This window comes from Streptomyces sp. NPDC057682 (assembly GCF_042799575.1).
Classification (GTDB): domain Bacteria; phylum Actinomycetota; class Actinomycetes; order Streptomycetales; family Streptomycetaceae; genus Streptomyces.
Genome location: NZ_JBHVIN010000021.1, coordinates 75,888 through 98,270 on the forward strand (window position 1 = coordinate 75,888; position 22,383 = coordinate 98,270).

18 protein-coding genes are annotated in these 22,383 nt (G+C 74.9%); 11 read left to right on the plus strand and 7 right to left on the minus strand.

The genetic code is table 11. The annotated features are described in order from the left end of the window. Nucleotides 1–186: 186 nt before the first annotated feature. From ACFVDM_RS31985 to ACFVDM_RS31995, 3 genes are all read left to right on the plus strand, one after another. On the plus strand, nt 187–1,029 hold the full coding sequence (locus tag ACFVDM_RS31985) for a hypothetical protein (RefSeq protein WP_383648588.1): 843 nt from the start codon (nt 187–189) through the stop codon (nt 1,027–1,029). A 135-nt stretch (nt 1,030–1,164) separates the two neighbouring features. Continuing rightward, nucleotides 1,165–2,223, plus strand: a complete 1,059-nt coding sequence (locus tag ACFVDM_RS31990; RefSeq protein ID WP_383648590.1) for a hypothetical protein — start codon at nt 1,165–1,167, stop codon at nt 2,221–2,223. Beyond that, nucleotides 2,220–6,113, plus strand: coding sequence for a CHAT domain-containing protein (locus ACFVDM_RS31995; protein WP_383648592.1), 3,894 nt, complete (start codon nt 2,220–2,222; stop codon nt 6,111–6,113). The genes ACFVDM_RS31990 and ACFVDM_RS31995 overlap by 4 nt, the downstream gene beginning before the upstream one ends. 36 nt (nt 6,114–6,149) lie before the next feature. On the opposite strand, the gene ACFVDM_RS32000 is transcribed toward ACFVDM_RS31995, so the two are convergent. Further along, nucleotides 6,150–6,503 carry a VOC family protein gene (locus ACFVDM_RS32000; protein ID WP_383648594.1) on the minus strand — a complete coding sequence of 118 codons (354 nt, stop codon included), beginning with the start codon at nt 6,501–6,503 and terminating at the stop codon, nt 6,150–6,152. 158 nt (nt 6,504–6,661) lie between these two features. Here ACFVDM_RS32000 and ACFVDM_RS32005 point away from each other — a divergent pair, with 158 nt between their 5' ends. Then, on the plus strand, nt 6,662–7,129 hold the full coding sequence (locus tag ACFVDM_RS32005; RefSeq protein WP_383648596.1) for a peptidase inhibitor family I36 protein: 468 nt from the start codon (nt 6,662–6,664) through the stop codon (nt 7,127–7,129). A 71-nt stretch (nt 7,130–7,200) separates the two neighbouring features. Here the strand turns inward: ACFVDM_RS32005 and ACFVDM_RS32010 are convergent, their stop codons facing one another. Then, complete coding sequence (locus tag ACFVDM_RS32010; protein ID WP_383648598.1) at nt 7,201–8,010, minus strand: SDR family oxidoreductase; 810 nt, start codon at nt 8,008–8,010, stop codon at nt 7,201–7,203. Further along, a complete protein-coding gene (locus ACFVDM_RS32015; RefSeq protein ID WP_383648600.1) occupies nt 8,007–8,324 on the minus strand; it encodes a hypothetical protein in 318 nt (105 codons plus the stop codon). The genes ACFVDM_RS32010 and ACFVDM_RS32015 overlap by 4 nt, the downstream gene beginning before the upstream one ends. 110 nt (nt 8,325–8,434) lie before the next feature. On the opposite strand from ACFVDM_RS32015, the gene ACFVDM_RS32020 reads away from it, so the two are divergent. Continuing rightward, complete coding sequence (locus ACFVDM_RS32020) at nt 8,435–9,022, plus strand: TetR family transcriptional regulator (RefSeq protein ID WP_383648602.1); 588 nt, start codon at nt 8,435–8,437, stop codon at nt 9,020–9,022. 153 nt (nt 9,023–9,175) lie between these two features. On the opposite strand, the gene ACFVDM_RS32025 is transcribed toward ACFVDM_RS32020, so the two are convergent. After that, the gene (locus ACFVDM_RS32025) at nt 9,176–9,817 is read right to left on the minus strand and encodes a response regulator (RefSeq protein ID WP_383648603.1); all 642 of its coding nucleotides are present in this window, start codon (nt 9,815–9,817) and stop codon (nt 9,176–9,178) included. Nucleotides 9,818–9,819: 2 nt separating this feature from the next. Next, entirely contained in the window at nt 9,820–11,166 is a 1,347-nt protein-coding gene (locus ACFVDM_RS32030) for a sensor histidine kinase (RefSeq protein ID WP_383648605.1), read from the minus strand. Between the two features lie 133 nt (nt 11,167–11,299). Between ACFVDM_RS32030 and ACFVDM_RS32035 the strand changes: the two genes are divergently transcribed. Both ACFVDM_RS32035 and ACFVDM_RS32040 read left to right on the plus strand, forming a co-directional pair. Further along, nucleotides 11,300–12,184 carry an ABC transporter ATP-binding protein gene (locus ACFVDM_RS32035; protein WP_383648608.1) on the plus strand — a complete coding sequence of 295 codons (885 nt, stop codon included), beginning with the start codon at nt 11,300–11,302 and terminating at the stop codon, nt 12,182–12,184. Continuing rightward, nucleotides 12,178–14,838 carry an FtsX-like permease family protein gene (locus ACFVDM_RS32040; protein WP_383648610.1) on the plus strand — a complete coding sequence of 887 codons (2,661 nt, stop codon included), beginning with the start codon at nt 12,178–12,180 and terminating at the stop codon, nt 14,836–14,838. The genes ACFVDM_RS32035 and ACFVDM_RS32040 overlap by 7 nt, the downstream gene beginning before the upstream one ends. A 52-nt stretch (nt 14,839–14,890) precedes the next feature. Here ACFVDM_RS32040 and ACFVDM_RS32045 read toward each other — a convergent pair whose 3' ends face one another. Further along, nucleotides 14,891–15,574, minus strand: a complete 684-nt coding sequence (locus ACFVDM_RS32045; RefSeq protein WP_383648612.1) for a phosphotransferase — start codon at nt 15,572–15,574, stop codon at nt 14,891–14,893. 175 nt (nt 15,575–15,749) lie between these two features. Here ACFVDM_RS32045 and ACFVDM_RS32050 point away from each other — a divergent pair, with 175 nt between their 5' ends. Together ACFVDM_RS32050 and ACFVDM_RS32055 are read left to right on the plus strand one after the other, a co-directional pair. Then, nucleotides 15,750–17,111 carry an alpha-lytic protease prodomain-containing protein gene (locus ACFVDM_RS32050; protein ID WP_383648614.1) on the plus strand — a complete coding sequence of 454 codons (1,362 nt, stop codon included), beginning with the start codon at nt 15,750–15,752 and terminating at the stop codon, nt 17,109–17,111. A gap of 135 nt (nt 17,112–17,246) precedes the next feature. Further along, complete coding sequence (locus ACFVDM_RS32055) at nt 17,247–18,110, plus strand: carbohydrate-binding protein (protein ID WP_383648616.1); 864 nt, start codon at nt 17,247–17,249, stop codon at nt 18,108–18,110. 147 nt (nt 18,111–18,257) lie between these two features. Here the strand turns inward: ACFVDM_RS32055 and ACFVDM_RS32060 are convergent, their stop codons facing one another. After that, complete coding sequence (locus tag ACFVDM_RS32060) at nt 18,258–19,958, minus strand: bifunctional 3'-5' exonuclease/DNA polymerase (protein ID WP_383648618.1); 1,701 nt, start codon at nt 19,956–19,958, stop codon at nt 18,258–18,260. A gap of 136 nt (nt 19,959–20,094) precedes the next feature. Here ACFVDM_RS32060 and ACFVDM_RS32065 point away from each other — a divergent pair, with 136 nt between their 5' ends. Both ACFVDM_RS32065 and ACFVDM_RS32070 read left to right on the plus strand, forming a co-directional pair. Then, a complete protein-coding gene (locus ACFVDM_RS32065; protein ID WP_383648620.1) occupies nt 20,095–21,006 on the plus strand; it encodes an NADP-dependent oxidoreductase in 912 nt (303 codons plus the stop codon). Nucleotides 21,007–21,085: 79 nt separating this feature from the next. Beyond that, nucleotides 21,086–22,267 (plus strand): DUF2786 domain-containing protein, encoded by a 1,182-nt coding sequence (locus ACFVDM_RS32070; RefSeq protein ID WP_383648622.1) that lies wholly within the window; start codon nt 21,086–21,088, stop codon nt 22,265–22,267. Nucleotides 22,268–22,383: the final 116 nt, after the last annotated feature.

Below are 22,383 nucleotides of genomic sequence, written 5' to 3' on the forward strand. Positions count from 1 at the left end.
GGCCTTTGCATTGTCATGCGGGGTGGTGTCGCCTGACCGGGGATTCACTCGCATACGGGGTACATATCCCGTCCCGCGGTCGTAGCCTGTCCGGCGGAGGGTGGCAACACCTCTTCTGAGCAAGCCTGTTGGCCATCTGCGCGGCTGCGCCGGGGCCGGGCGGGATCGTTGGGTGAGAGGTGGGTCATGGCGTCCATCCCCGAGATGTACACGCGTGAGATGCACACGAATTTCGAGTACCTCGCCTGCTGGCTGCCGTCGACGCGGATGGCGGTCGGGGACGTGGGGATTCTTTCGGGGCACCGGTTCAGGAAGCTGACGACCCTGGCCGAGCTGGGGATTCCGTTCACCAGGAACGGGGACAGTCCGTTCACCGACATCAACTACGCGTCGGCCGACTGTGTCGCGGTGGACACCGGGGCGCGGCTCGGGTCGTCCGCGGAGGACGCCCTCTGTGATGTGTCCGTCACCTTCGCCCGGGACGGTGCCACGTTGTTCCAGGCGGCGGGGTGCGTGCAGGAGACGGTGGGGAACCTTCCGGGGCTGGAGTCGGCGCTGCGCGCGCGTCACGGCAGCGGGGACTGGCGGCTGGAGTACGTGGTCGTGACCGAGGTCGTGCGGACCGGGCCGACCGTGATTCTGGTCGCGGAGCGGAAGGGTGCGCGGCTGGATCTCCAGGTCAGCACAGCCGCCCTGACGAGCCCGTTGCCGTTCGCGAGGGCGACGGCGAAGTACGCGGTCGCCCGCCGGCAGGGGATCGCGGCGGAGGTTCTCGTCCCCGACGGTGCCACGCCTCTGTTCAACGCGGTGCAGCTGCGCAAGCGGCCGCTGCGTGGGTACGACCTGGTCTTCCGCGATGACGACGACGAACTCGCCGGAGGCGGAGGCGGAGGCGGAAGCGAGGGCGAGGGCGGGGGCTGGGACGCGGACGAGTGGGGCGAGGGGGACGAGCCGGACGAGACGGAGCTCGTCCGTGTCTCCTGGGCCGACCTCGGGGAGGACGGCACCGGGACGTCCGAGGGCGTGTGAGCCCCCGCCCGAGAGCGGCCGCGGGTGAGACGTGAGCCGTATCGGCGAGGAGACAGCCGTGAACCGTGGGCCGTGCCGCCGGGGAGACGGCCGGTGAGGCGTGAGTCGTACCGTCGAAGAGACAGCCGGTGAGACGTGAGCCGTACCAGCGAAGAGGCCGAGGGCGTGCCGCGCACGGCCGCGTTGCGTAGGTGTGTGGAGACCGCGCGGGTGCTGGCCCGGGACGACGGGGGGCCGGTCGAGGTGCGGCACCTGTTCTTCTCGGTGGTGTGCGACAGCGCCTCCGACACCCGGGCCCGGCTGGTGATGCGGGCCGCGGCGTGGCACCACTTCCTCACGGACGAGGCCTATCGGGCGGTGGGGGAGGCCGCCGCCGGGGCGGGGGCGGGGGAGGTGCCGTTCGCGCCGGGTGCGGAGGCTGTGTTCGCGCGGCTGGGGTACTGGGCGGGGAGGACCGGTGACGATACCGCCGACACCGCGCATCTGCTCATGGCGTGTCTGGAGGCCGGCGGCGGGGACGAGGAGACGCGGGCCGTGGTGCGCTCGATGGGGCTGAGCGTACGGGTCGCCGTGTCGCAGGCCATGGGCGTGCGGCGGGACGTCGCGGCCGACGACCGCCAGTCGAACCACCGAGGGCCCGTGCTCTCGCCGAGCCGGAGCGGCCGGCCGGAGCCGTACCGGTTCCAGGCGCCGCACCGCGCGATCGGGCCGCGCAAGGGGCGGCACATCAGCCGGCGTTCCCAGATGACGAGTACGGCGCACCTGTCCTCGCATGTGCAGGGCCATCTGCTCCGGCTGCACCTTGTGGTGGCGTGGTGGCACCAGTTCGGTATCTTCGCCGCGCTGGCCGTGGTGGTCTGGGCCTCGTGGACGGTGACGCCGTGGTCGGCGCTCTGGCTGATCAGCTTGTCGGTGCGCCGCAATCACGCCGTCCCGCCGCTCCGGCTGGGCATCGACGCCGTGCTCGTGGTGGTGTCCGTGGTGCTGGGCATTCCGTGGCCGCTGGTCGCCGCGGCCCTGGTGTGCCGCCTCATCGATCTGCCGGACGGCCGTCTGGCGCTCCTGCAGATGCGCGGGGACGTCGGCGATCCGCGCCTGACGGAGGGCGATCTGCAGGCCGACCGCAGGGCCGACCGCCGCTCCGCCGGTTACTACCGGCTGCTGAAGATCCGACGGGAGCTGACGCCCGAATGAGACTGTCGGCCTTCGACCCCTTCCGTGACGACGCCGTCGACGAGCTGCGCGGCTGGCTCGCCGGGCGGAACCGGGGCGACGACGAGGACGTCGTCGAGTACGCGCTGCCGCTGTGCCTCCTGTTCCGGCGGGGGCAGGGCATCGGCACCCGGCTGCGCCTCCTCGGCCGGGGCGTGCGCTCCTGGCCGTTCATCCGCCGGGGCCGGTCGCGGGAGTCCCGCATCGGGCTCCACGCGTGCGACCTCCACACGGTCCGCGACCGCGTGCTGTGGTGGCGGGCGCTCGCCGTCCGGTGTGCGGTCGTGGGGGTGGCGGTGGGGGCGTGCCTGCTGGTCGCGGACCCCGGATGGGCGATTCTCTGGTTCGCGGCCGGCGCGTGGGGCGTGCTGGGGTGGCGCAGGGGGATGGCGGCCGCGGTGTTCGTCGTGCTCTGTGCCTGGGCCGGCTGGCAACGGCCGGTGCTGCTGGTGCCCGCGGTGTGCGTCGCCGCCCTCGTCTTCCAGGCCCGACTGATCCTGTCCGTCCAGGAGGTGGGGCTGGTGGCGAGGACGTCCTCCGGCAGCCCCGCCGGATTTCTCGGACGGTGGTTCCTCCTCCGCGCCCTCTGGGACCCGGCGGCGGCCTCCGTCGTCCTGGCCGTGGACAAGGCGACCGGCGACGACCGGGCCCGGACCGCCTGTTTCACCGACGGCGCGCCGGGTGACGTACCGGACCGGCTGCGCCCGGTCGTCGTGCAGTGCGGGGCCCTCGCCGCCGTGGCCGGCCTGGAGTTCCGGACGGCGATGGTGCTGTCCGAGGAGGCCCGCGCCCTGGCCGCCGAGGGCGCGCCCGGCATCCGCGGCTGGTGTGCGCTGCAGGCGGGCGACGTCCTGTTCGCGGCGGGTCAGCCGGCCGCGGCCGAGGTGCGCTGGCGGGAGGCCCTGGACCTGTTGAGGGCGGCGCCGCGGTGCCGTTACTGGGCGGCCGAGGCCGAACTGCGGATGATCGAGGCGCTCACCGCGGACCTCGCCGACCCCGACCGGTGCGTCGAGGGCCTGCGCATCCTGTGCCGCACCCGGCACACCGCGATCCGCACGAACAACATGCTGCTCCTCTCCAGGACGGAGCGGTATCTGCTGCGTCTGATGCACGAGGCGGGCAACACCGTCGGTGTGGTCGAGCAGTTGGCCGACCAGTACGAACGGACCGAGGGCAAGCCGGTCCACGAGGCGTCGGTCGCCGAACACGCGGCGGAACTGCTGCTGTTGGCGACCCTGTACCTCGACGTCATCGAGAACCCCGACCGCTACCCGGACACCATGCGCGTCGACGAGGACGGACAGCACGAACGCTACGTCTACGCCGCCTCCTTGATGGACAACGTGCTGAGCCAGCTCAGCAGGTCCAAGACCCCCCACCTCCAGGCCCAGGCCCACGCGGTGCTGGCGTACATCCAGCGCGCCGTCGGCATGCGCGAGGAGGCCCTGGGCAACGCGCTCGAAAGCCTCCACGCCGTCCAGCACGTCCGCTACCAACTGCCCACCACGCGGTGGCGCGCGCACTGGATCGCCGCCCACGCCCATGTCTACGCCCTCGCACTCGACCTCGCCGCGGACGATCCGGCCCTCGTCGCGGAGCTGTTGGAGACCGTGCGCTCCCAGTCGGTCCCCGTGGAGACGGACGAACCCGGCGCCCGGCTGCGCGCCGTGCTCGACGCGCTGGCGTCGAGCACCGGGCTGCCGCCCGGGGCCGGTTCGGCGCCGGAGGACGGGCCGAGCGACGACCGCCTCCGCACCGACCCGCTGCTGACCGACCGCACCGTCCTCGTGGAACGGGCCTCGTGGGTCGGCGGTGCGGAGGCGAACGCCGTCGACCTCGACGGCGAACTCGACCTGATGGTCCCGGGCGGGTGGTACTGGAGCTACGCACGGGCCGGGGAGTGGGTCTACCACGCGGTGCGCGCGCCCTCCGGCGCATGGCACTCCGAGCGGCGCCCCCACGAGGAGCTCGCCGGCGCGTTCAAGGATCTGCTCCTCCATCTGCCCGTCGCCGTGCCGGGCGCGCCGCCGGCCGGGCGCAGGCTCCGCGGCAGCGCGCTCGCCGCCCCCGGCTCCGACGACCCGGTCCGGGGATACCTGACCGCAGGGCAGGTATGGGACCGCGTCTTCGGCGGACTGGGCTCGGCGTTGATCCCCGCCGTGCTCAGGGACGCCCTCGCCGCGGCCCGCGCCCCGGTTCCGCTGGCCCTCGCCCCCACCGGGGCGCTCGCGCTCGTACCGGTCTGCGCGCTGCCCGTCACACCGGGGCGCGATGTCGTGGACGCCGCGCAGCTGTCCTACCTGCCGTCGATCGCCCTGCTCTCGCAGCGGCGGCGGCTCACCGTCCGGGAGGGCGGCGACCCGGTCCCGCGCGACGGGGCGCCGCCCTCGCGCGTTCTCTCCGTCCTCGCGCCGCACGCCTCGTCCGACCCGAGGACGCACGACCTGAAGCACGCGATGGCCGGTGTGCCCCCGGACAGCGAAGCGGCCCCCCGCCCCCTCACCAAGCAGGGATTCGCCGAGTTCGTGGCACGCCACGGCACCGACGACACCGTCCTCCACCTCGCCGGCCATGTCGTACGGCCGGACCGGGAGGACCCGGGAGGCACCGGCTTCAGGTTCGCCGACGGACCGCTGGCCCTGCACGACTTCTACCGGACCGACGACTCCGGCGCCCCGCTCCACGCCCTGCCCGACCGCGTCGTGCTCGCCGCCTGCGCGAGCCTCGGCCTCTACGGCCGTCCGGACCACGGCCACGGACCCGCGCCGCTCGACACCCCGGAGTGGCTCGGCCTGGGTGCGGCGGTCATCCACGGCGGCGCCCGGCACGTCTACTGCACGCTGTTCCCCGTGCCCGACGCCGCGCACACGACCCGCGTCGACCTGGCGCTCGTCGACGCCCTGCGCCGTCACACGGAACCGGCCGCGGCCCTGCGCGCCGTCCAGCGTGCGGAGGTGCGGCGCTGGCGCGACGGCAGCGGCTCGTTGCCGCTCGCCTTCCTCGCGTACGCGTACGTCGGCCTCGGCGCCGCCCCCGGCCGGGAACCGGCCGCGCCGCCGCACGCCCCGGAGCGCCCGGCGTACGTCCCTCTCCCCGCGGCCCGCCGTCCGCAGGAGCCCCGGCCCGCGGCCGAGCCGCCGGTCCGCCCCCGGCCCGCGGTCCGGACCACGTACGAACCGTTCATGATGATGTCCCGTCACACCGCCGACGGCGCGGGCCTCTCCGACCGCCTCCACCCACGCTTCGGCCCGGAGCGCCGGCTCCTGCTCACCGCGTACGACGGGGAGCCGCCCGCCCCCGTCCCGGTCCGGGTGGCGTCGTGGAAGAAGGAGCGATTCCACTTCGACGCCCTGAGGATGAGCTCCGAGACCGAATGGCGGGTGCACGGCGTCGGCCTCCACCTCACCGACGCCCGTCTGATCGTCGTCGTCGACAAGCCGGACTCCCGGGGCCGGACGCTCGCCGGCCACATCCGGTACCCGTGGATCACCACCGTGTCGTACCGCCCGAAGCAGAGCTTCCTCAACGACTGCGAGCTGGTCGTCGTGTGCCAGCAGGACAACGGCCCCGACGAGGTCGACTTCTACCGGCTCACCCTCGTCCTGCCCCCGGAGGCCGACAGCGGGGACCTGGCCCGCCGGCTCGTCCGGCGCCTGGCGCGCCACCACCTGGACCACGGCGGCCTCCCGGCCGCCGCCCGGCCCCGCTTCGAGGCCCTGCTGGAACCCCCGCGTCTGCCGGACCCGGACAAGGGCCGGCACGCGTCGTACTTCCTGCCCGCCTTCAAGACCTATCCGGAGGGCGTCGAGTACCTCGGCGGCGGGCCGGCCGAGGGCACCTGGCTCGGGCCCGATCTGACGGCCGGGGAGTGAACCACGCCGGCAGGGGGGCGGGGCGGGCGGTGCCGGTCAGCCCTTCGGCTCGGACAGGACGCAGAACTCGTTGCCCTCCGGGTCGAAGAGGGTCACCCAGCTCTGTCCTTCCTCCGCCGGGTCGGCGCGGCGGGCGCCGAGGGCGATCAGCCGCGCCACCTCGGCCTCGTGGTCGTCGGGGCGGAAGTCGGGGTGGAGGCGGTTCTTCGCCGTCTTGCCCTCGGGGACGGGGACGAAGAGCAGCCCCGGCAGCCGGTCCGGCGCGGGCCGGATCTCCATGACCTCCTCGGTCTCGTCGACCACGACCCAGCCGAGGGCCTCGGTCCACCACCGCCCGAGGGCGATGGGGTCGGCGGAGTCGACGATGATCTGTTCCCATTCGAGTGCCATGCGCGTGAGCATAGGCAGTCGGCCGGGCGCGGGGGCGACGGCCTTCCTCCACGCGTGGGCCGGGGCCCTTGCGTTCTGGTGCAAGGGGGACGGGCCGGGACGCGCGGCTCCTAGTGTTCGGGGTGCTTGAGCAACTCGTACTACCAGGGGGAAACAACGTGATCAGGAAGAGTCTGCGCCGGATCGGCGCCTTCGGTGTCGCGACGCTGGCCGCGGGGGCGGCCGTCGCCGCGCTGCCCGCGAGCGCGGAGGCGTACGGGAAGACGGTCGACAACTGTCCGGCCGGCAACGTGTGCGTCTACACCAACACCACGCTGAGCGGGGACCCGTACCGCAAGAGCGCCGGCAATCTCGGTTCGACGGGGTACACGGTCCGCTCCATCTTCAACAACGGGACGCAGGACTACAACGCGGACCACATCCGGTACCAGGGCGTCGTGAAGTACGCCAACGGTTCGTACCGGCTCGTGACGGGCTGTCTGCACTGGAACGAGACCGCCGGTTCGGCGATGCCCGGTTCGGCGACCTCCTTCGACGGGCCGACGGCGCTCACCTGGGCCAAGTGGGGCGCGGAGTGCCGCTCGGACGAACCGGTGCGTGAGTACGGCCAGCGCACCTATCCCTGAGTTCGGGGGCTCGGGGTTCAGGGGCCTCGGGCGGAGGCGGGCGTGGACCGCCCCCGCCCGGGGACGGGGTCCTACGCGGCGCCGCCGTTGCTCTTCAGGAGCTGGCCGTTGATCCACTGGCCCTGCGGCGAGCAGAGGAAGTCCACCAGGTGCGCGGTGTCCTGGGGGGTGCCCAGGCGGCCCAGCGGCGTTTCGCGGGCGAGGAGTCCGGCGAGGTCCTCGGTCATCCAGCCGGTGTCCACGGGGCCGGGGTTGATGACGTTGGACGTGACGCCGAGATGGGCGAACTCGCGTGCGGCGGCGAGGGTGATGCGGTCCAGGGCGCCCTTGCTGGCGCCGTAGGGCAGGTTGCCGACGGTGTGGTCGCTGGTCAGGGCGATGATGCGGCCCGTGCCGGCGGTGGCGCGGAAGCGGAGGCCGTACTCCCGGATCAGCAGCCAGGAGGCGCGGGTGTTGACCGCGAAGTGCCGGTCGAAGCTCTCGACGGAGGTGTCGAGGAGCCCCGAGTCGACGGATTCCGCATGGCTCAGGATCATCGCGGTCACCGGGCCGAGCCGGCGTTCGGCCTCGTCGAAGACGCGGGTCGGCGCGTCGGGGTCGGCCAGGTCCGCCTCGATGGCGGCCGTGCGGGCGCCCCGCTCGGCGAGCGCGGCCTCGATCGCCTCGGTGGCGCCCTGTTCGACGCCCCAGGCCATGCGCTTGTCGTAGGGGGTCCAGTAGGTGAAGGCGATGTCCCAGCCGGACGCGGCGAGTTGACGGGCGATGCCCGCGCCGATGCCGATGGTGCGACCCACTCCGGTGATCAGCGCGAGGGGGCGGCGGGACGGTTCGGTCTCCGTCGGGGACGCGGACGGGCGGCTGTGCTGTTCAGGTGAGGTCACAGGGCGGGATCCTGCGGCACGGACAGCCGCCCCGGCAAGGACTTTTCCCGCCGCCGGCGCAGAAGCGCGGTACGCGCCCCGAGCAGCGCGGGCACCGCGCCGTACACCACCGTCGGGACGACCACCCCGGTGATCACCAGGGTGCGCAGCGCCGTCGGCAGTCCCGTGAGGTACGGGCCGAGCGTCTGCTGCACGACGGACAGGGCGGTGAAGACCGCCGCCCAGGTGAACAGCGCCCGCAGGTGCAACGAGGGCGGTGCGGCGGCCGGTTGCGGTGTGCGGACGGGGGTGGGCGCTGAGGCGGTGGTCGGCATGGGTCCCCTCCTGGGTGGCTGCGGTCGGTGCCCCACTGTTCCAACCAACTGGTTGGATGTCAACCATCCGGTTGGTTGGCAGGTGGGGTGACTCGTTCTACGCTGGGGCCATGACCTCGGACACGAACCGCACCAAGGACCGGCTGCTCGCCGCCGCCACGGAGGAATTCGCCGCTCACGGCATCGCCGGCGCCCGGGTCGACCGCATCGCGGAACGGGCCGGGGTCAACAAGGAGCGGATCTACGGCTACTTCGGCAACAAGCAGAAGCTCTTCGACGCCGTCGTCGTCGGCGCGCTCGACGAACTGGCCGAGGCCGTGCCCCTCGCTCCGGGCGACGATCCCGCGGAGTACGTGGGGCGGGTCTACGACTTCCACCGCGCCCACCCGGTCCTCGTGCGGCTCTTCCTCTGGGAGGGACTGCATCACCGGGAGGGCGTGCTCCCCGCCGAGGACCGGCGGCGCGGCCGTTACGAGGAGAAGATCGCCGCTCTCGCCGAGACCTTCGGGAGCGAGGCGTCCCCGCAGGTCGCGGCCTGCCTGATGAGCATGATCGGGCTCGCCGCCTGGCCCAGCGCGGTGCCGCAGCTCGCCCGGCTCATCGTCGGCACCGGCCCCGGCGGCGAGGCGCCCGATCTGCGCGCGCACGTCGTGGCCTTCGCCCGGCAGGCGCTCGCCGCGGGCCCGCCGCCCGGCTGAGCCGGCGGTCTGAGCCGGCGGTCCGGGATGGCGGTCCGGGGCGGCTGTCTGGGCTGGCGGTCTGAGACAGCGGTCCGGGGCGGTGGTCCGAGACGGTGATCTGAAGCGGTGATCCGATCCGAAGTGGTGATCCGAGACGGCCGACGGCGCCCGTCAGCCGCGCAGATACGCCAGGACCGCCAGCACCCTGCGGTTGGTGGCGTCGTCCAGCGACAGATCGAGCTTGGTGAGGATGCTGCCGAAGTGCTTGCTGACCGTGCCCTCGCTGACCGTCATCGCCGCGGCGATCGAGGCGTTGGACCGGCCCTCCGCCATCAGGGCCAGGACCTCCTGCTCACGGGCGGTCAGCCGGTCCAGCGGATCGCGACGGCGGCGGATCAGCCGGCGGACGACCTCGGGGTCCACGACCGTGCTGCCGGCCGCGACGCGCCTCAGGGCGTCGACGAACTCCTCGACGTCACCGACGCGTTCCTTGAGCAGATAGCCGACGCCCGTGCCGTCGGCGGAGTCCAGCAGCTCCTCCGCGTACGCGCGCTGGACGTACTGGCTGAGGACGAGGACCGGCAGCTCCGGCCGGCGGGCGCGCAGGGTGAGCGCCGCGCGCAGGCCCTCGTCGGAGAAGCCGGGGGGCATGCGGACGTCGGTCACGACGATGTCGGGGGAGTGCGCGGTGACGGCGTCGATCAGCTCGTCGGCCGTTCCGACGCCGGCGACGACCTGGTGGCCGAAGCGTTCGAGCAGGCCGATCAGTCCCTCGCGCAGGAGCACGCTGTCCTCGGCCAGTACGATGCGCACGCTCAGATCCTCGTGTCCGCGGGTGACACGGGGACCTGGAGCCGGAACACCGTGGGCCCGCCGGGGGGACTGGACACTAGCAGGCGGCCGTCCAGCACCGAGAGGCGGTCGGCGACGCCCTGGAGGCCCGTGCCGCTGTCCGAGTCCGCACCGCCCACACCGTCGTCCGTCACCTCGACCACCAGCCGCCCCCCGGTGATCCCGCCGGTCACCCGCGCCGCGTCCGCCCGGCTGTGCTTGGCCACATTGGCGAGCCCCTCGCACACCGCGAAGTAGACCGCCGTCTCCACGGACTCGGGGAGCCGGTCCGGCAGTTCGAGCGCGACCTCCACCGGGACCGGTGAGCGGTCGGCGGCGTCCTCCACGGCGGCCGGGAGCCCGCGGTCGGTGAGGACCTGGGGGTGGATGCCCCGGATCAGCTCCCTGATCTCGACGAGCGCCGCACGGGCCTCCTCGTGCGCTGTGGTGAGCAGCCCGGCCAGCGGCTCGGCCGGGCTCTCCAGCCGGGCCAGGCCGAGCGTCATCGACAGGGCGACCAGCCGCTGCTGGGCGCCGTCGTGCAGATCGCGTTCGATCCTGCGCCGCTCCGCCTCGAAGGCGTCCACCAGACGCATCCGGGACCGGCCCATCTCCCGCAGCCGGGAGTCCGGTCCGCTCTCCGGGGCGGCCAGCAGCCACCGGGTCAGCGCGGCCCGGCCCGCCGCCACCGCCCCCAGCGCGTACGCGCACAGCGGCAGCAGCACCAGGCCCGCGAACAGCGCGGCGAAGGCGGGCGGGTAGGAATCGACGAGCCAGATCTTCAGGACGCGGGTCTCCGCACCGCCGTTCACGGCCAGCATCACCGGGGCGGCGAGCAGCCCGGCGCAGACCAGGACCGCGGTTCCGGCGGCCAGCGCGTCCAGCGGCCACAGCACCACCGCGAACAGCGCCGCGTACCCCAGTTCCCGCCAGGTGGCACGCTCCCGGAGCCGGGTGCGCAGCCAGGACGCCAGGCCCGTGCCGTCCGGCTCGCGATGGGCCGGGGCGAGCGGGCGGGGGTCGGCCAGCCGCAGCCTGCGCCGCTCCAGCGCCGCCAGCGGAATGCCCGCGAGCGCCAGGGTGAGGAGCAGCGGGACACCGATCAGGAGCACGGTGAGCGCACTGCCGGCGACCGCGAGCAGCAGCAGGACGGCCAGCGTCGCCGGCCCGAGCGGCACACTCGTGAGCAGATAGAGCGCCGCGCGCCACGGCCAGGCGGTGCGCAGATACGTACGCTCCCGCAGCGCCTCCCGCAGGCCGGGGTGCTCCGGGCCTCGTCGGACTCCGGGGAGCCCGGGGGCGGGGGACGGCGGCGCGGTTCGGGGCGGCATGGGGAAACCGTAGGCGGGGCGGCGGAGCGGAAACCACCCCGCAGGAGGGGGCCCCTGGGGTGGAGACAGCTCCACCCCAGGACTCCTTCCCGCTCCGATGTGCCCTGCGGGCGGCGGCGGTTGGGTGGTGTCCATGACTCACCCCGCCCTCCGGCTCCGCTCGGTCACCCGCTCCTACGGCACGGGACCCGGCGCGGTCACCGCGCTCGACGCCGTCACCCTGGACATCCCCCGGGGCACGTTCACCGCCGTCATGGGGCCCTCCGGGTCCGGCAAGTCCACCCTGCTCCAGTGCACCGCCGGGCTGGACCGCCCCACCGCCGGCCGGGTCCTGCTCGGGGACACCGAACTGACCGGGCTCTCCGAACGGAAGCTGTCCCGGCTGCGCCGCACCCGGATCGGCTTCGTCTTCCAGGCGTACAACCTGCTGCCCGCGCTCACCGCCGAGCAGAACGTCGCCCTGCCGCTGCGGCTGGCCGGCCGCCGGCCCCGGCGGGCGGAGGTCCTGGACGTACTGGACCGGGTCGGGCTGCGCGACCGCGCGGGTCACCGGCCGGGCGAACTGTCCGGCGGCCAGCAGCAGCGCGTGGCCCTCGCCCGCGCCCTCGTCACCCGCCCCGAGGTGCTGTTCGGCGACGAGCCGACCGGGGCCCTGGACTCCGCGTCCGGCCGGCAGGTGCTGACGCTGCTGCGGGCCATGGCCGACGAGGGCCAGACCGTGATCATGGTGACCCACGATCCGGTCGCCGCCTCGTGCGCGGACCAGGTGCTGTTCCTCGCCGACGGCCGGATCCGGGACACCCTGACCGGCCCGACCGCCGAGCGGATCGCCACCCGCATGACGCGGATGACGGCTGCCTCCGGGCGGGGTGGGTGCGGTGAGGGGGACGTGGCGGTGTGTGCGGGCGCCGAGGAGGCGTCGCGGATGGCGGCCGTCCCCAAGCGGGGTGGGTGCGCCGAGGGCGCGTCGCAGGTGACGGCTGCCTCCGGGCAGGACGCGGCGGTGCTCCCGTGCTGAGCGTGCTGTTCTCCGGGCTCCGGGCCCGCTGGGTCACCCTCGCCGGTTCCTTCCTCGCGCTGGCGCTGGGCGTGGGCACCGTCGCCGCCACCGGGCTGGCGCTCGCCGCCACGTTCGACGCCCCCCACCGCGGGCCGCAACGGTTCGCCGCCGCCCCCGTGGTGGTCCGGGGCGCGGACCGGCTGGAGGTTCCCACCCCGGTCGGCGTCCGGACCCGGAAGCTGACCTCGCCGCGGCCCGTGCCGCCCGCCGTCGTCACCGCCCTCGCGCGGCTCGGCCCCACGGTCGAGGACCGGACCTTTCCCGTCTCGGTCACCGCCGCCGCACGGCTCGACGCGGACGGCACGGGACCGGTCGGCCGTCCCGGGCCGGTTCCGGACGGTACGGGACGGCTCGACGACTCCCGGCCGGTTCCGGACGGTACGGGACCGGTCGACCATCCGCGGCCGGTCGCGGACGGTACGGGACCGGTCGGCCACCCCTGGCCGGTCGCCGCCGCCACGCCCTACCGGTTGACCGCGGGCCGCGCCCCGGCCGCGCCCGGCGAGGTCGTCGTCACCGCCGGACCCGGCTCCGGTGTCCGCCCCGGGGACCGGATCACCGTCACGACCCCGCGCTTCACCGGCCCCCGGACCGTCGTCGGCACGGTCCGCCCGGCGGGCTTCGAGACCGCCGTGTTCTTCACCGCCTCCGAGGCCGCCCGGATCTCCCCGGCCGTCGACGCCGTCGTCGTCCACGCCCCGGCCGCCGCCGTACGCACCGCCGTGGCCGCGGCGGACCGGGCGGCGCCGGCCACCCCCGACGTCACGGCACCGGAGGCCACCACCGCCCCGCTCGCCGTTCTCACCGGCGACGACCGGCGGCGGGCCGATCCCGATCCGGACCGGGACGCCGAGGCGCTCGTCTCCGTGAACGCCCTGCTCGGCACGGCCGCCGGGATCACCGCGTTCGTCTCGCTCCTCGTGGTCGCCTCCACGTTCTCGTACGCCGTGGCGCAGCGCCGCCGCGAGATCGGACTGCTGCGCACGGCGGGCGCGACGCCGGGGCAGGTCCGGCGGACGGTGTACGCGGAGGCGCTGCTCGTCGGGGTGCTCGCCTCGGCCGCGGGCGTCCGGCTCGGGATGTCCGGTGCGCCCCGGCTGGCCGCCCTGATGAGGGACGAGGGCATCGCGCCCGGCTGGTTCGCGATCGGCGAGCGGAACTGGCCGCTGCACACCGCCTTCTGGACCGGACTCGCGGTGGCGCTCCTCGGTTCGGTCCTCGCCGCGCGGCGGGCCGGGAAGGTGGCGCCCGTCGAGGCGCTGCGCGAGTCCGACGTCGACAGCGGGACCATGCCGCTGAGCCGGGTGGTGCTGGGCGCGGCCGTGCTGCTCGCCGGGATCGCCCTGCCGCTCCTCGCCCTCGTCCGGGACCCGGCGGACCTGCTCGCGCGCAAGACGTATGTCACCCAGCCGATGGTGCTGATCACCGGGTTCGCGCTGTTCGCCCCCGTGCTGGTCCGGCCCGTCACCCGGCTGCTGCTGTGGCTGCCGTCCAGGCTGCCCACCGCCGTACCCCTGCTGACCAGGGAGAACGCCTGTGCCGCGCTGCGCAGGACGGCGGCGGTCGCCGCACCCGTCCTGGTCACCACGGCCATGGCCGCCTCCCTGCTGGGCACCACGGCGACCCTCGCCGGGGCCCGCGCGGCCGAGGCGGACCGGCGGTCGGCCGCGGACTTCGTGGCGGTGGCGGGCGGGGGCGCCGTACCGGCCGCGTTCGTCGACCGGGCGCGGGCGGTCCCCGGCGCGGTCGTCAGCGCCTCGCGGTCCACCTCCCTCAGCGTGCTGGAGGAGGGGACGGCCCTGATCACCTCGGAGGCGCGGGGCGTGGACCCGGCCGACGCGGCGGCGGTCTCCTCGCTGCCCCTGGTGGCAGGGGATCTCGCGGACCTGGACGACGGGTCCGTGATCGTCAACGAGGAGTGGGCGACGCACCGGATGGGCGCGCGGGTCACCGTCTGGCTGGGCGACGGGCGCCGCACCACCCTGCGGATCGCGGGCGTCATGCGGACCGGCACCGGCGGCAACGGGGTGTACGTGACCCCGCGCAACGCCGGAGGCGCCCGGATCGACCGGGTCGAGGTCAAGGTCCGGGCCGGCGCCGATCGTTCGGCCGTCGCCGCCCGGCTGGCCGCGGCCGGCGAGGCCACCGGCACCACCGTCACGGCCCGGTCCGAGGCCCTCGCCGACGAAGGGCGGAGCAGCGGACGGAACACCCGCGTCGGTCTCCTGATGATCCTGCTGATCGCCCTCGTCCACACGGGGATCGCGCTGGCCGCGGTCCAGGTGATGGCCACCGCGGGCCGGGTGCGGGACCTGGCGGTGCTGCGGCTGGCCGGGGCGACCCGGGCCCAGGTGCTGCGGGCCGTCGCGGCGGAGGCCCTGGCCGTGGTGGCCGTCGGCGCCGTGCTCGGCGGGGCGGTGGCCGGGCTGAACCTGCTGGGGGTGCGGGCCGCGCTCGGACGGCTCGGCGCGGACGCGGGGATCGTGGTGCCCTGGGGGACCCTCGGTCTCGTCGTCGCGGTGAACGCGCTGGTCGCCGTGGTCGCCGCGGTGCTCCCCGCCGCCCTCGCCCTGCGCGTCCGGCCGGCGGAACATGTGGGGGCGGGGGCGTAGACCACATGGGGGCGGGGCGCAGACCGCCCCGTCCCTCCCCGCCGGGCGTCCGTCAGGCCGTCGCGAGCGCCGTCACCAGCTCCGACCCCTCCCCGATCAGGGCGAGTTCGGCCGGGGACAGCGTCGGGTTGGCGGACCGGCGGCCCGCCGCGGCGGCGAGGGCGCCGTCCGGGATGCCGCCGTTCGCCAGCAGTCGCGGCACCAGGGCGGTGAGCAGCACCCGGACCGGGTCGGCCGCCGGGAAGTCCGGATCGACGGCCAGCTGCGCCAGGATCAGGGCGGACATGGCCCGGTCCAGGGCGGGCAGCCCCTCCTCGGTGTTGCTCCAGTCGATGACCACCGGGCCGTCCGCGGTCAGCATCACGTTCTCCGGATGCAGGTCGAGATGGAGGATCCGGTCCTCGGGATCGAGCGAGAGCCGGGCCGGGACCGTGTGGAGCTCGGCGAGCAGATCCGCCAGCAGACCGGCGGCCTCGTCGCCGCCCATGGCACCGCCCAGCAGGGCCTCCGCCAGCGTGGGACCGGTCAGCCGCTGGAGGACCAGATCGCCGGGACCGGCCGAAGGGGGCTGCGGGCCGAGCCGGGGGACCGGGTAGCCGGACGCCGAGAGATAGGACATGACGGGCAGTTCGCGAGAGGCGTCCAATCCGTCGCGGTAGCGCCGCAGGACCCACCGCTCGTCCAGTTCGTACACATCGGCGGAGCGTCCGCTGCCCAGCAACCGGCCTATTCGCATGAGAGGAACCTACTCGTGCGGGCCGTGGCGGGGGAGCCCGCGGACCGGAGATCCGGTGCATCGCGGCCGGTCAGAGCAGCCCCATAACGCCGTGCGATGGGGCGGACGGGATCTCCTGGGATGACGTGTACGCGGCTACGTTGTCGGCAATTCCCCCGAAGTCAAGGAGAGTTCCGTGGAGAGATCCATGCTCCGCAGACGCGCCCTGGCCGCGTGTACCGCCACCGTGGCCGTCGGTGCGCTCGCGCTGGCCGGGCTCACCGGCACCGCGTCCGCCGACCCCACCTCCCGCGTCCCCGCCGCGGGTGCGGACCAGCTGTCCCCCGGCCTGCTCAAGGCCATGCAGCGCGACCTCGGACTCACCGCCGACCAGGCGCGCAGCCGGCTCGGCAACGAGTCCCGCGCGGTCGCCGCGGCCTCCGGCCTCATGCGCTCGCTCGGCGCCGGATACGCCGGTGCCCGGATCAGCGGCGGCGACGCCGGTCTGACGGTCGCCACCACCGACGCCTCGGACACCGCCCGCATCACGGAGGCGGGCGCCGAGGCCGTCGTCGTGGACCACAGCCTCGCCGAGCTGAACACCGCCAAGGCCGCCCTCGACCGGGTGGCGCTGCGCAAGGCCCCGGCCGACGTGCCCGCCTGGTACGTCGACGTCGCCGCCAACCGTGTCGTGGTCCAGGCCGACGGCGGCGCCGCGGCCGACGCCTTCCTCGCGGCGGCCGGCGTCTCCCGCGCACTCGTGAAGGTCGCCCCGTCCCAGGGCACCCCCCGGACCTTCGCGGACCTGCGCGGCGGCGACGCGTACTACATGAACGGCTCCGGACGCTGCTCGATCGGCTTCCCGGTCAAGCGCGGCACCCAGAGCGGCTTCGTCAGCGCCGGGCACTGCGGCACCCCGGGCGTCAGCACCAGCGGCTACAACCAGCAGGCCCAGGGCTCGTTCCAGGGCTCGACCTTCCCCGGCCGCGACTACTCGTGGGTCGCCACCAACACCAACTGGACCCCTCGTCCGCTGGTGAACGGCTACGGCAACCCCGACATCACGGTCACCGGGTCCACCGAGGCGATCGAGGGCCAGTCCGTCTGCCGCTCCGGTTCGACGACCGGCTGGCACTGCGGGACCATCCAGCAGCGCAACAGCAGCGTCACGTACCAGGAGGGCACCGTCTCCGGGGTGACCCGCACCAACGTGTGCGCCGAACCGGGCGACTCCGGAGGCTCGTTCATCTCCGGCAGCCAGGCCCAGGGCGTCACCTCGGGCGGCACCGGGAACTGCTCCCAGGGCGGTACGACGTACTTCCAGCCGATCAACCCGGCCCTCGCGGCCTACGGCGTCACCCTGGTCACCAACGGCAGCACCCCGCCGGACCCGACCGACCCGCCGACCAACCCGGGCGGTACCTGGGCGGCCGGCACCAACTACTCCGCCGGTGATGTCGTGACCTACGGCTCCGCCAGCTACCGCTGCCTCCAGGCCCACCTGGCGCAGCCCGGCTGGACCCCGCCGAACGTACCCGCGCTCTGGCAGGCCCTGTAGGGCGCGCCCAGGGACCGGTAGTCCGGTCGACACCCTCCGGAGAACGAGGAACGGGGGGCGCGGGTCCGAGCCCCGACCTCGGGCCCCGCCCCCACCCCCGCACGTGCCCTCCCCCACCACCCCGAGGAATCAGCCATGAGCTCCGACCCGACCTCCGTACCGCTTCCGGACCCGGCCGACGGCACCCCGGCCGACCGGCGGATCAGCCGCAAGAGCCTGCTCAAGGCGGCCCTGGTCGCCTCCGCCGTCCCGCTGCTCGCCGGCGGCGGTGTCGCCCTCGCCCGGGACAACGCCGCAGCCGGGGCACCGCTCGCCCCGACGCCCGAGTGCGACGACGGCGACGGCCCCACGCGCGACCAGATCGAGGGCCCGTACTTCAAGCCCAACTCCCCGCTCCGCACCAGCCTGGTGACGGCGGGAACCCCCGGTGTCCCGCTCACGGTCAGCGGCTACGTCTTCGGCCGGGCCTGCCAGCCGATCTCCGGGGCGCTGCTGGACTTCTGGCAGGCCGACACCAACGGCGCGTACGACATGAGCGGATACGCCTTCCGCGGGCACCAGTTCACCAACGCGCAGGGGGCGTTCTCGCTCACGACGATCGTCCCGGGGCTGTACCCGGGCCGTACCCGGCACATCCACGTGAAGGTCCAGGCGCCCGGCTCCTCGGTCCTCACCACCCAGCTCTACTTCCCGAACGAACCGCGCAACAACACCGACACGATCTACGACCCGGCGCTCCTGATGAACGTCAGGTCCGCGGGCTCCGGGCAGCAGGGGACGTTCGACTTCGTCCTCAACGTCGCCCAGACGCCCACCGATCCGCCGACCGACCCGACGGACCCGCCCACCGAACCGGGCGGCACCTGGAAGGCCGGGACGCTGTACAACGCGGGCGACCGCGTCACGTACGGCGGGGTCACCTACCGCTGTCTGCAGGCTCACACCGCCCTGACCGGCTGGGAGCCGCCGAACGTCCCCGCGTTGTGGGAGCGCGGGTAGACGGGCAGACCGGCGGGGTGAATCCCGCTGCGTGCGTGTGCCCCGGGCTCTCTCCCCGGGGCACACGCCGCGCCCCGGCCCGGACCGGAGGGGGTTTCGGTCGGGCCGGGGTCTTTCCCTCCACCCCGAACAGGGCGGACGGGGACGTCATTTCGCGTCCGCGTACCGCTCGACCACGGCCGTCGTGAACGGGAAGCGCACCGGGGTCGCGCCGAACGTGGTGCGCCCGGCCAGCGCACCGGCGGCCCCGATCGCCTCCACCACCGCGTCCGCCTCCTCGCGGGGGCAGTGCACGATCACCTCGTCGTGCTGGAAGAAGACCAGCTCGGCGCGGAGACCGGCCGCGGTGAGCGACCGCCGCAGCGCGGCCAGGAGCAGCAGCGCCCAGTCGGCCGCACTGCCCTGCACCACGAAGTTGCGGGTGAACCGGCCGCGCGCCCGCGCGTCCGACGAGGCATAGCCCGGAGTCCAGCCGTCCGAGGCCCCCGTGCCGTCCGGACCGCCGGACTCCTGGGGAAGACCGGCCTCCCCGTCGTCCGCCCCGCCCGCGGCCGGCGGGGAGGTCCTTCCCAGCCAGGTCCGCACGAGCCGGCCCTCCTCGCCGGCCTTCGCGGCCTCGTCCACATAGGCGACCGCCCGCGGGAACCGGCGGCGCAGGGCGGCCAGATTCTTCAGCCCGTCCCCCGAGGTCTGCCCGTAGACCGCCCCCAGGAGGGCGAGCTTGGCGTGGTCGCGGTCGCCGTGGAAGGCGCGGTCCGACAGCGCCGTGTACAGATCGCCGTCGTGGCCGGCCACCTCCATGAGACCGGGATCGCGGGAGATCGCGGCCAGCACCCGGGGCTCCATCTGGTCGGCGTCGGCCACCACCAGCACCCAGCCGTCGTCGGCGACGACCGCCCGCCGGATCACCTTGGGGATCTGGAGCGCCCCGCCGCCGTTGGTCGTCCAGCGGCCGCTGACCGAACCGCCCGGCTGGTAGCCGGGGCGGAACCGGCCGTCGCGCACCCAGTCCTGGAGCCAGCCCCAGCCGTGCGCGGTCCAGATCCGGTAGAGCTTCTTGTACGCGATCAGGGGGCGCACCGCCGGATGGTCCAGCTCCTCCAGCTCCCAGCGGCGGGTCGAGCGGACCTTGATGCCGGCCTGCGCGAAGGCCTTCACCACATCGGCGGGCAGATCGGGGCGGACCCTGCGGCCGAACGCGGCGGACACCTCGTCCGCCAGCTCGGCCAGCCTGCGGGGCTCGCCGCCGCCCGCGTACCGCTCGCCCAGCAGCTCGTGCAGCACCTCGCGGTGGACGTCGGCCCGCCAGGGCAGGCCCGCGCGGTCCATCTCGGCGGCGACCAGCATCCCGGCCGATTCGGAGGCCGTCAACAGCCGCATCCGGTCCGGGCGGTCCGTCGCGTCGTGCCGGGCGAGCTGGGCGGCGTAGACCTGGAGCAGGGCGTCGAGGGGCAGCTCCGTCCCGGACGGGGGGTCGAACAGGGAGGACTGCGCGCCCGGTTCGGCCGAGCGGGGCGGGGGGTCGGGAGGCACCGGGCCGCCGTGCAGCCGGGCACGGGCCGCCGCGGCGGAGCGGGGCTCGCCGTGCCGCCCCTCGTGGCCCAGCAGCAGGGATTCGGCGACCTCGACGTCGTAGCACCGCTCGACCCGGACTCCGGCGGCCAGCAGCCGGGGATAGACCTCCGCCGTCGAACGCCACACCCAGCGGGCCACCGAGGGGCGGGAGCGGACCGCCTCGGCCAGGTCCGGCTCGGCGCGGACCGGGCCGGTGGGCAGGCCGGCGGCGTCCAGCGGCGCGAGGAGCGCACCGCCGCCCTCCGTGGCGGCCAGAGCCCAGCGTTCGGTCATACGGCCGAGTCTGGCACCCGCCACTGACAGCGGGACGAAAGGCGCGGGGCGGCCGTCGCTGGAAGGATCGGTTCCGGACCGCGCGCCGGCCGGCGGCCCGTCCCAGCAACCGTGCCAGGAGGAGGCGGACGACACCGTGGAAGCGATCGTTTTCGAGGAGTTCGGCGGACCCGAGGTGCTGCATCCGGCCCGGGTCGAGGACCCCCACCCCGGTCCGGGGCAGGTCCGGCTGCGGATCAGGGCCGCGGCGGTCAACCCGATGGACTACAAGATCCGGCGCGGCTGGATGGAGGACGTGTTCTCCACCTCGCTCCCGGCGGTCCCGGGCGTCGAGGGCGCCGGGGTGGTCGACGCGCTCGGCGAGGGCGTCACCGGCTTCGCCGTCGGGGACGAGGTGCTGGGCTGGACCGCCACCGGTTCCTACGCCGAGTACGCGCTGGCCGCCGCCTCCCTGATCGCCCGCAAGCCGCCGGGGCTGGACTGGCAGGACGCGGCCGCCCTGACGATCGCGGCGAGCACCGCCCAGCGCGTCCTGGACGAACTGGCCGTGGCCTCGGGGGAGACGCTGCTGCTCCACGGGGCCGCCGGGGCCGTCGGCACCGCCGCCGTGCAGCTCGCCGTCGCCCGGGGCGCGACCGTGATCGGCACCGCCTCGCCGGCCAACCACGACTATCTGCGGGTGCTGGGGGCCACGCCCGTGACGTACGGGGACGGGCTGGTCGAGCGGGTGCGCGAGGCGGCCCCGCAGGGGGTGGACGCGGTCTTCGACGCCTCCGGGCGCGGCGCGCTGCCGGACTCGGTCGAGCTGCGCGGCGGCACCACGGACCGGATCGTCACCATCGCCGACCCGGACGCGGCGAAGTACGGCGTGGCCTTCTCCGGCGGCGGCTCCCGCTCCGGCGAGCAGCTGGCCGAGCACGCCCGGCGCGCGGCCGCCGGGGAGCTGCGGGTGCCCGTCGCCGCCGCGCTGTCCCTGGAGGAGGCCGCCAGGGCGCAGGAGCTGAGCGAGCGGGGGCACGTCCGGGGGAAGCTCGTCCTGCTGCCGTGAGGCGCCGGGGCGGGCGCCCGTCCGTTGTCCACAGGGTGTGGACGAAGGGTGTGCGGGCCCGTCCGCCTACCCTGGCCCCATGGAATCGGTGATCGACCGGGCGTGCGCGGCGGCCCTGTACGCGGACGGCGACGACGGGATCGACACCGGCGCCTCGCTCCTGGCCGCCGACCCCTCCAGCGACGCGGAGCTGCTGCGCCGGGGCGAGGAGTTCGTCCGGCGCGCCTGGGACCGGGGCTGGCTGCCCGCCGACGTCGTGCGCCTGGTCCGCCGTGAGCGCGACGCGTACGCGGCGGGTCTGGCCGCCGGGCTGATCGCCGCCGAGACCCGCCGCTATCCGGTGCTTCCGCCGCGCTGGCGGGAGCAACTGGACGAGCTGCCCGACCCGCCGCCGGCCTGGCGGCCGGACCGCTTCTCGTACGCCTCCGCGCTCCTCGGTCTCTACCGGCTGCTGCTCGGGCTGCCCGCGATCGAGCCGGTGGGGCCGCCGCCCGGTACCGGGGCCGCCGCCGCGCCGCCGTCGCCCGTCCACGGCGAGCCGCGGATGCTGACGCGCATCCGGGCGCTGCTGGCCAAGGCCGAGGCGACCGGCTATCCGGAGGAGGCGGAGGCGCTCACGGCCAAGGCCCAGGAGCTGATGGCCCGCCACAGCATCGACGAGGCGCTGCTCGCGGCGCGCGGTCGGGGCTCCGGCGGGCCCGGCGCCCGCCGGATCGGGGTGGACGCGCCGTACGAGACGGCCAAGGCGATCCTGCTGGACGCCGTCGCCTCGGCGAACCGCTGCCGGGCCGTGTGGAACGACGCGTTCGGCTTCACGACCGTGGTCGGCTTCGAGCCGGACCTGGAGGCCGTGGAGCTGCTCCACACCTCCCTGCTGGTGCAGGGCACGGCGGCGATGACCCGGGCCGAGGCGGGCCAGCGGGCCGGCGGACGCAAGCGGACCAAGACCTTCCGGCAGTCCTTCCTGATGGCGTACGCCCAGCGGCTGGGCCGCCGGCTGGCCGACGGCACGGCCCGCGCCACCGCCGAGGCCGACGCGGCGGGGGCCGCCGGGGACGGTCGCGCCCCCGGCGGCGGATCCGGACTGCTGCCCGTGCTGGCGGCCCGGGACGTGGCGGTCACGGACGCGGCGGAGCGGATGTTCCCGAGGACGACGTCCACCCGGGTCCGGGGGGCCACCGACCTCGACGGCTGGACCCACGGCACCGCCGCGGCCGACCGTGCCCGGATGGGCGGGAGCGCGCCGGAGCTGCGGGACTGACCGCGGGAACGACTCCTCCGGGCGGACCGACTCCTCCGGGCGGACGGACTCCTCCGGGGCGGGGCCGTAGGGGCGACCGGCGCACGACAACTCGGGCATATCGGTAATTCCGGTTA

Bases quoted from the DNA above. Each gene is read 5' to 3' on its own strand.
- ACFVDM_RS31985 (WP_383648588.1), top strand. From the start codon at position 187: ATGGCGTCCATCCCCGAGATGTACACGCGTGAGATGCACACGAATTTC.
- ACFVDM_RS31995 (WP_383648592.1), top strand. From the start codon at position 2,220: ATGAGACTGTCGGCCTTCGACCCCTTCCGTGACGACGCCGTCGACGAG.
- ACFVDM_RS32000 (WP_383648594.1), bottom strand. From the start codon at position 6,503: ATGGCACTCGAATGGGAACAGATCATCGTCGACTCCGCCGACCCCATC.
- ACFVDM_RS32015 (WP_383648600.1), bottom strand. From the start codon at position 8,324: ATGCCGACCACCGCCTCAGCGCCCACCCCCGTCCGCACACCGCAACCG.
- ACFVDM_RS32020 (WP_383648602.1), top strand. From the start codon at position 8,435: ATGACCTCGGACACGAACCGCACCAAGGACCGGCTGCTCGCCGCCGCC.
- ACFVDM_RS32030 (WP_383648605.1), bottom strand. From the start codon at position 11,166: ATGCCGCCCCGAACCGCGCCGCCGTCCCCCGCCCCCGGGCTCCCCGGA.
- ACFVDM_RS32035 (WP_383648608.1), top strand. From the start codon at position 11,300: ATGACTCACCCCGCCCTCCGGCTCCGCTCGGTCACCCGCTCCTACGGC.
- ACFVDM_RS32045 (WP_383648612.1), bottom strand. From the start codon at position 15,574: ATGCGAATAGGCCGGTTGCTGGGCAGCGGACGCTCCGCCGATGTGTAC.
- ACFVDM_RS32055 (WP_383648616.1), top strand. From the start codon at position 17,247: ATGAGCTCCGACCCGACCTCCGTACCGCTTCCGGACCCGGCCGACGGC.
- ACFVDM_RS32060 (WP_383648618.1), bottom strand. From the start codon at position 19,958: ATGACCGAACGCTGGGCTCTGGCCGCCACGGAGGGCGGCGGTGCGCTC.
- ACFVDM_RS32070 (WP_383648622.1), top strand. From the start codon at position 21,086: ATGGAATCGGTGATCGACCGGGCGTGCGCGGCGGCCCTGTACGCGGAC.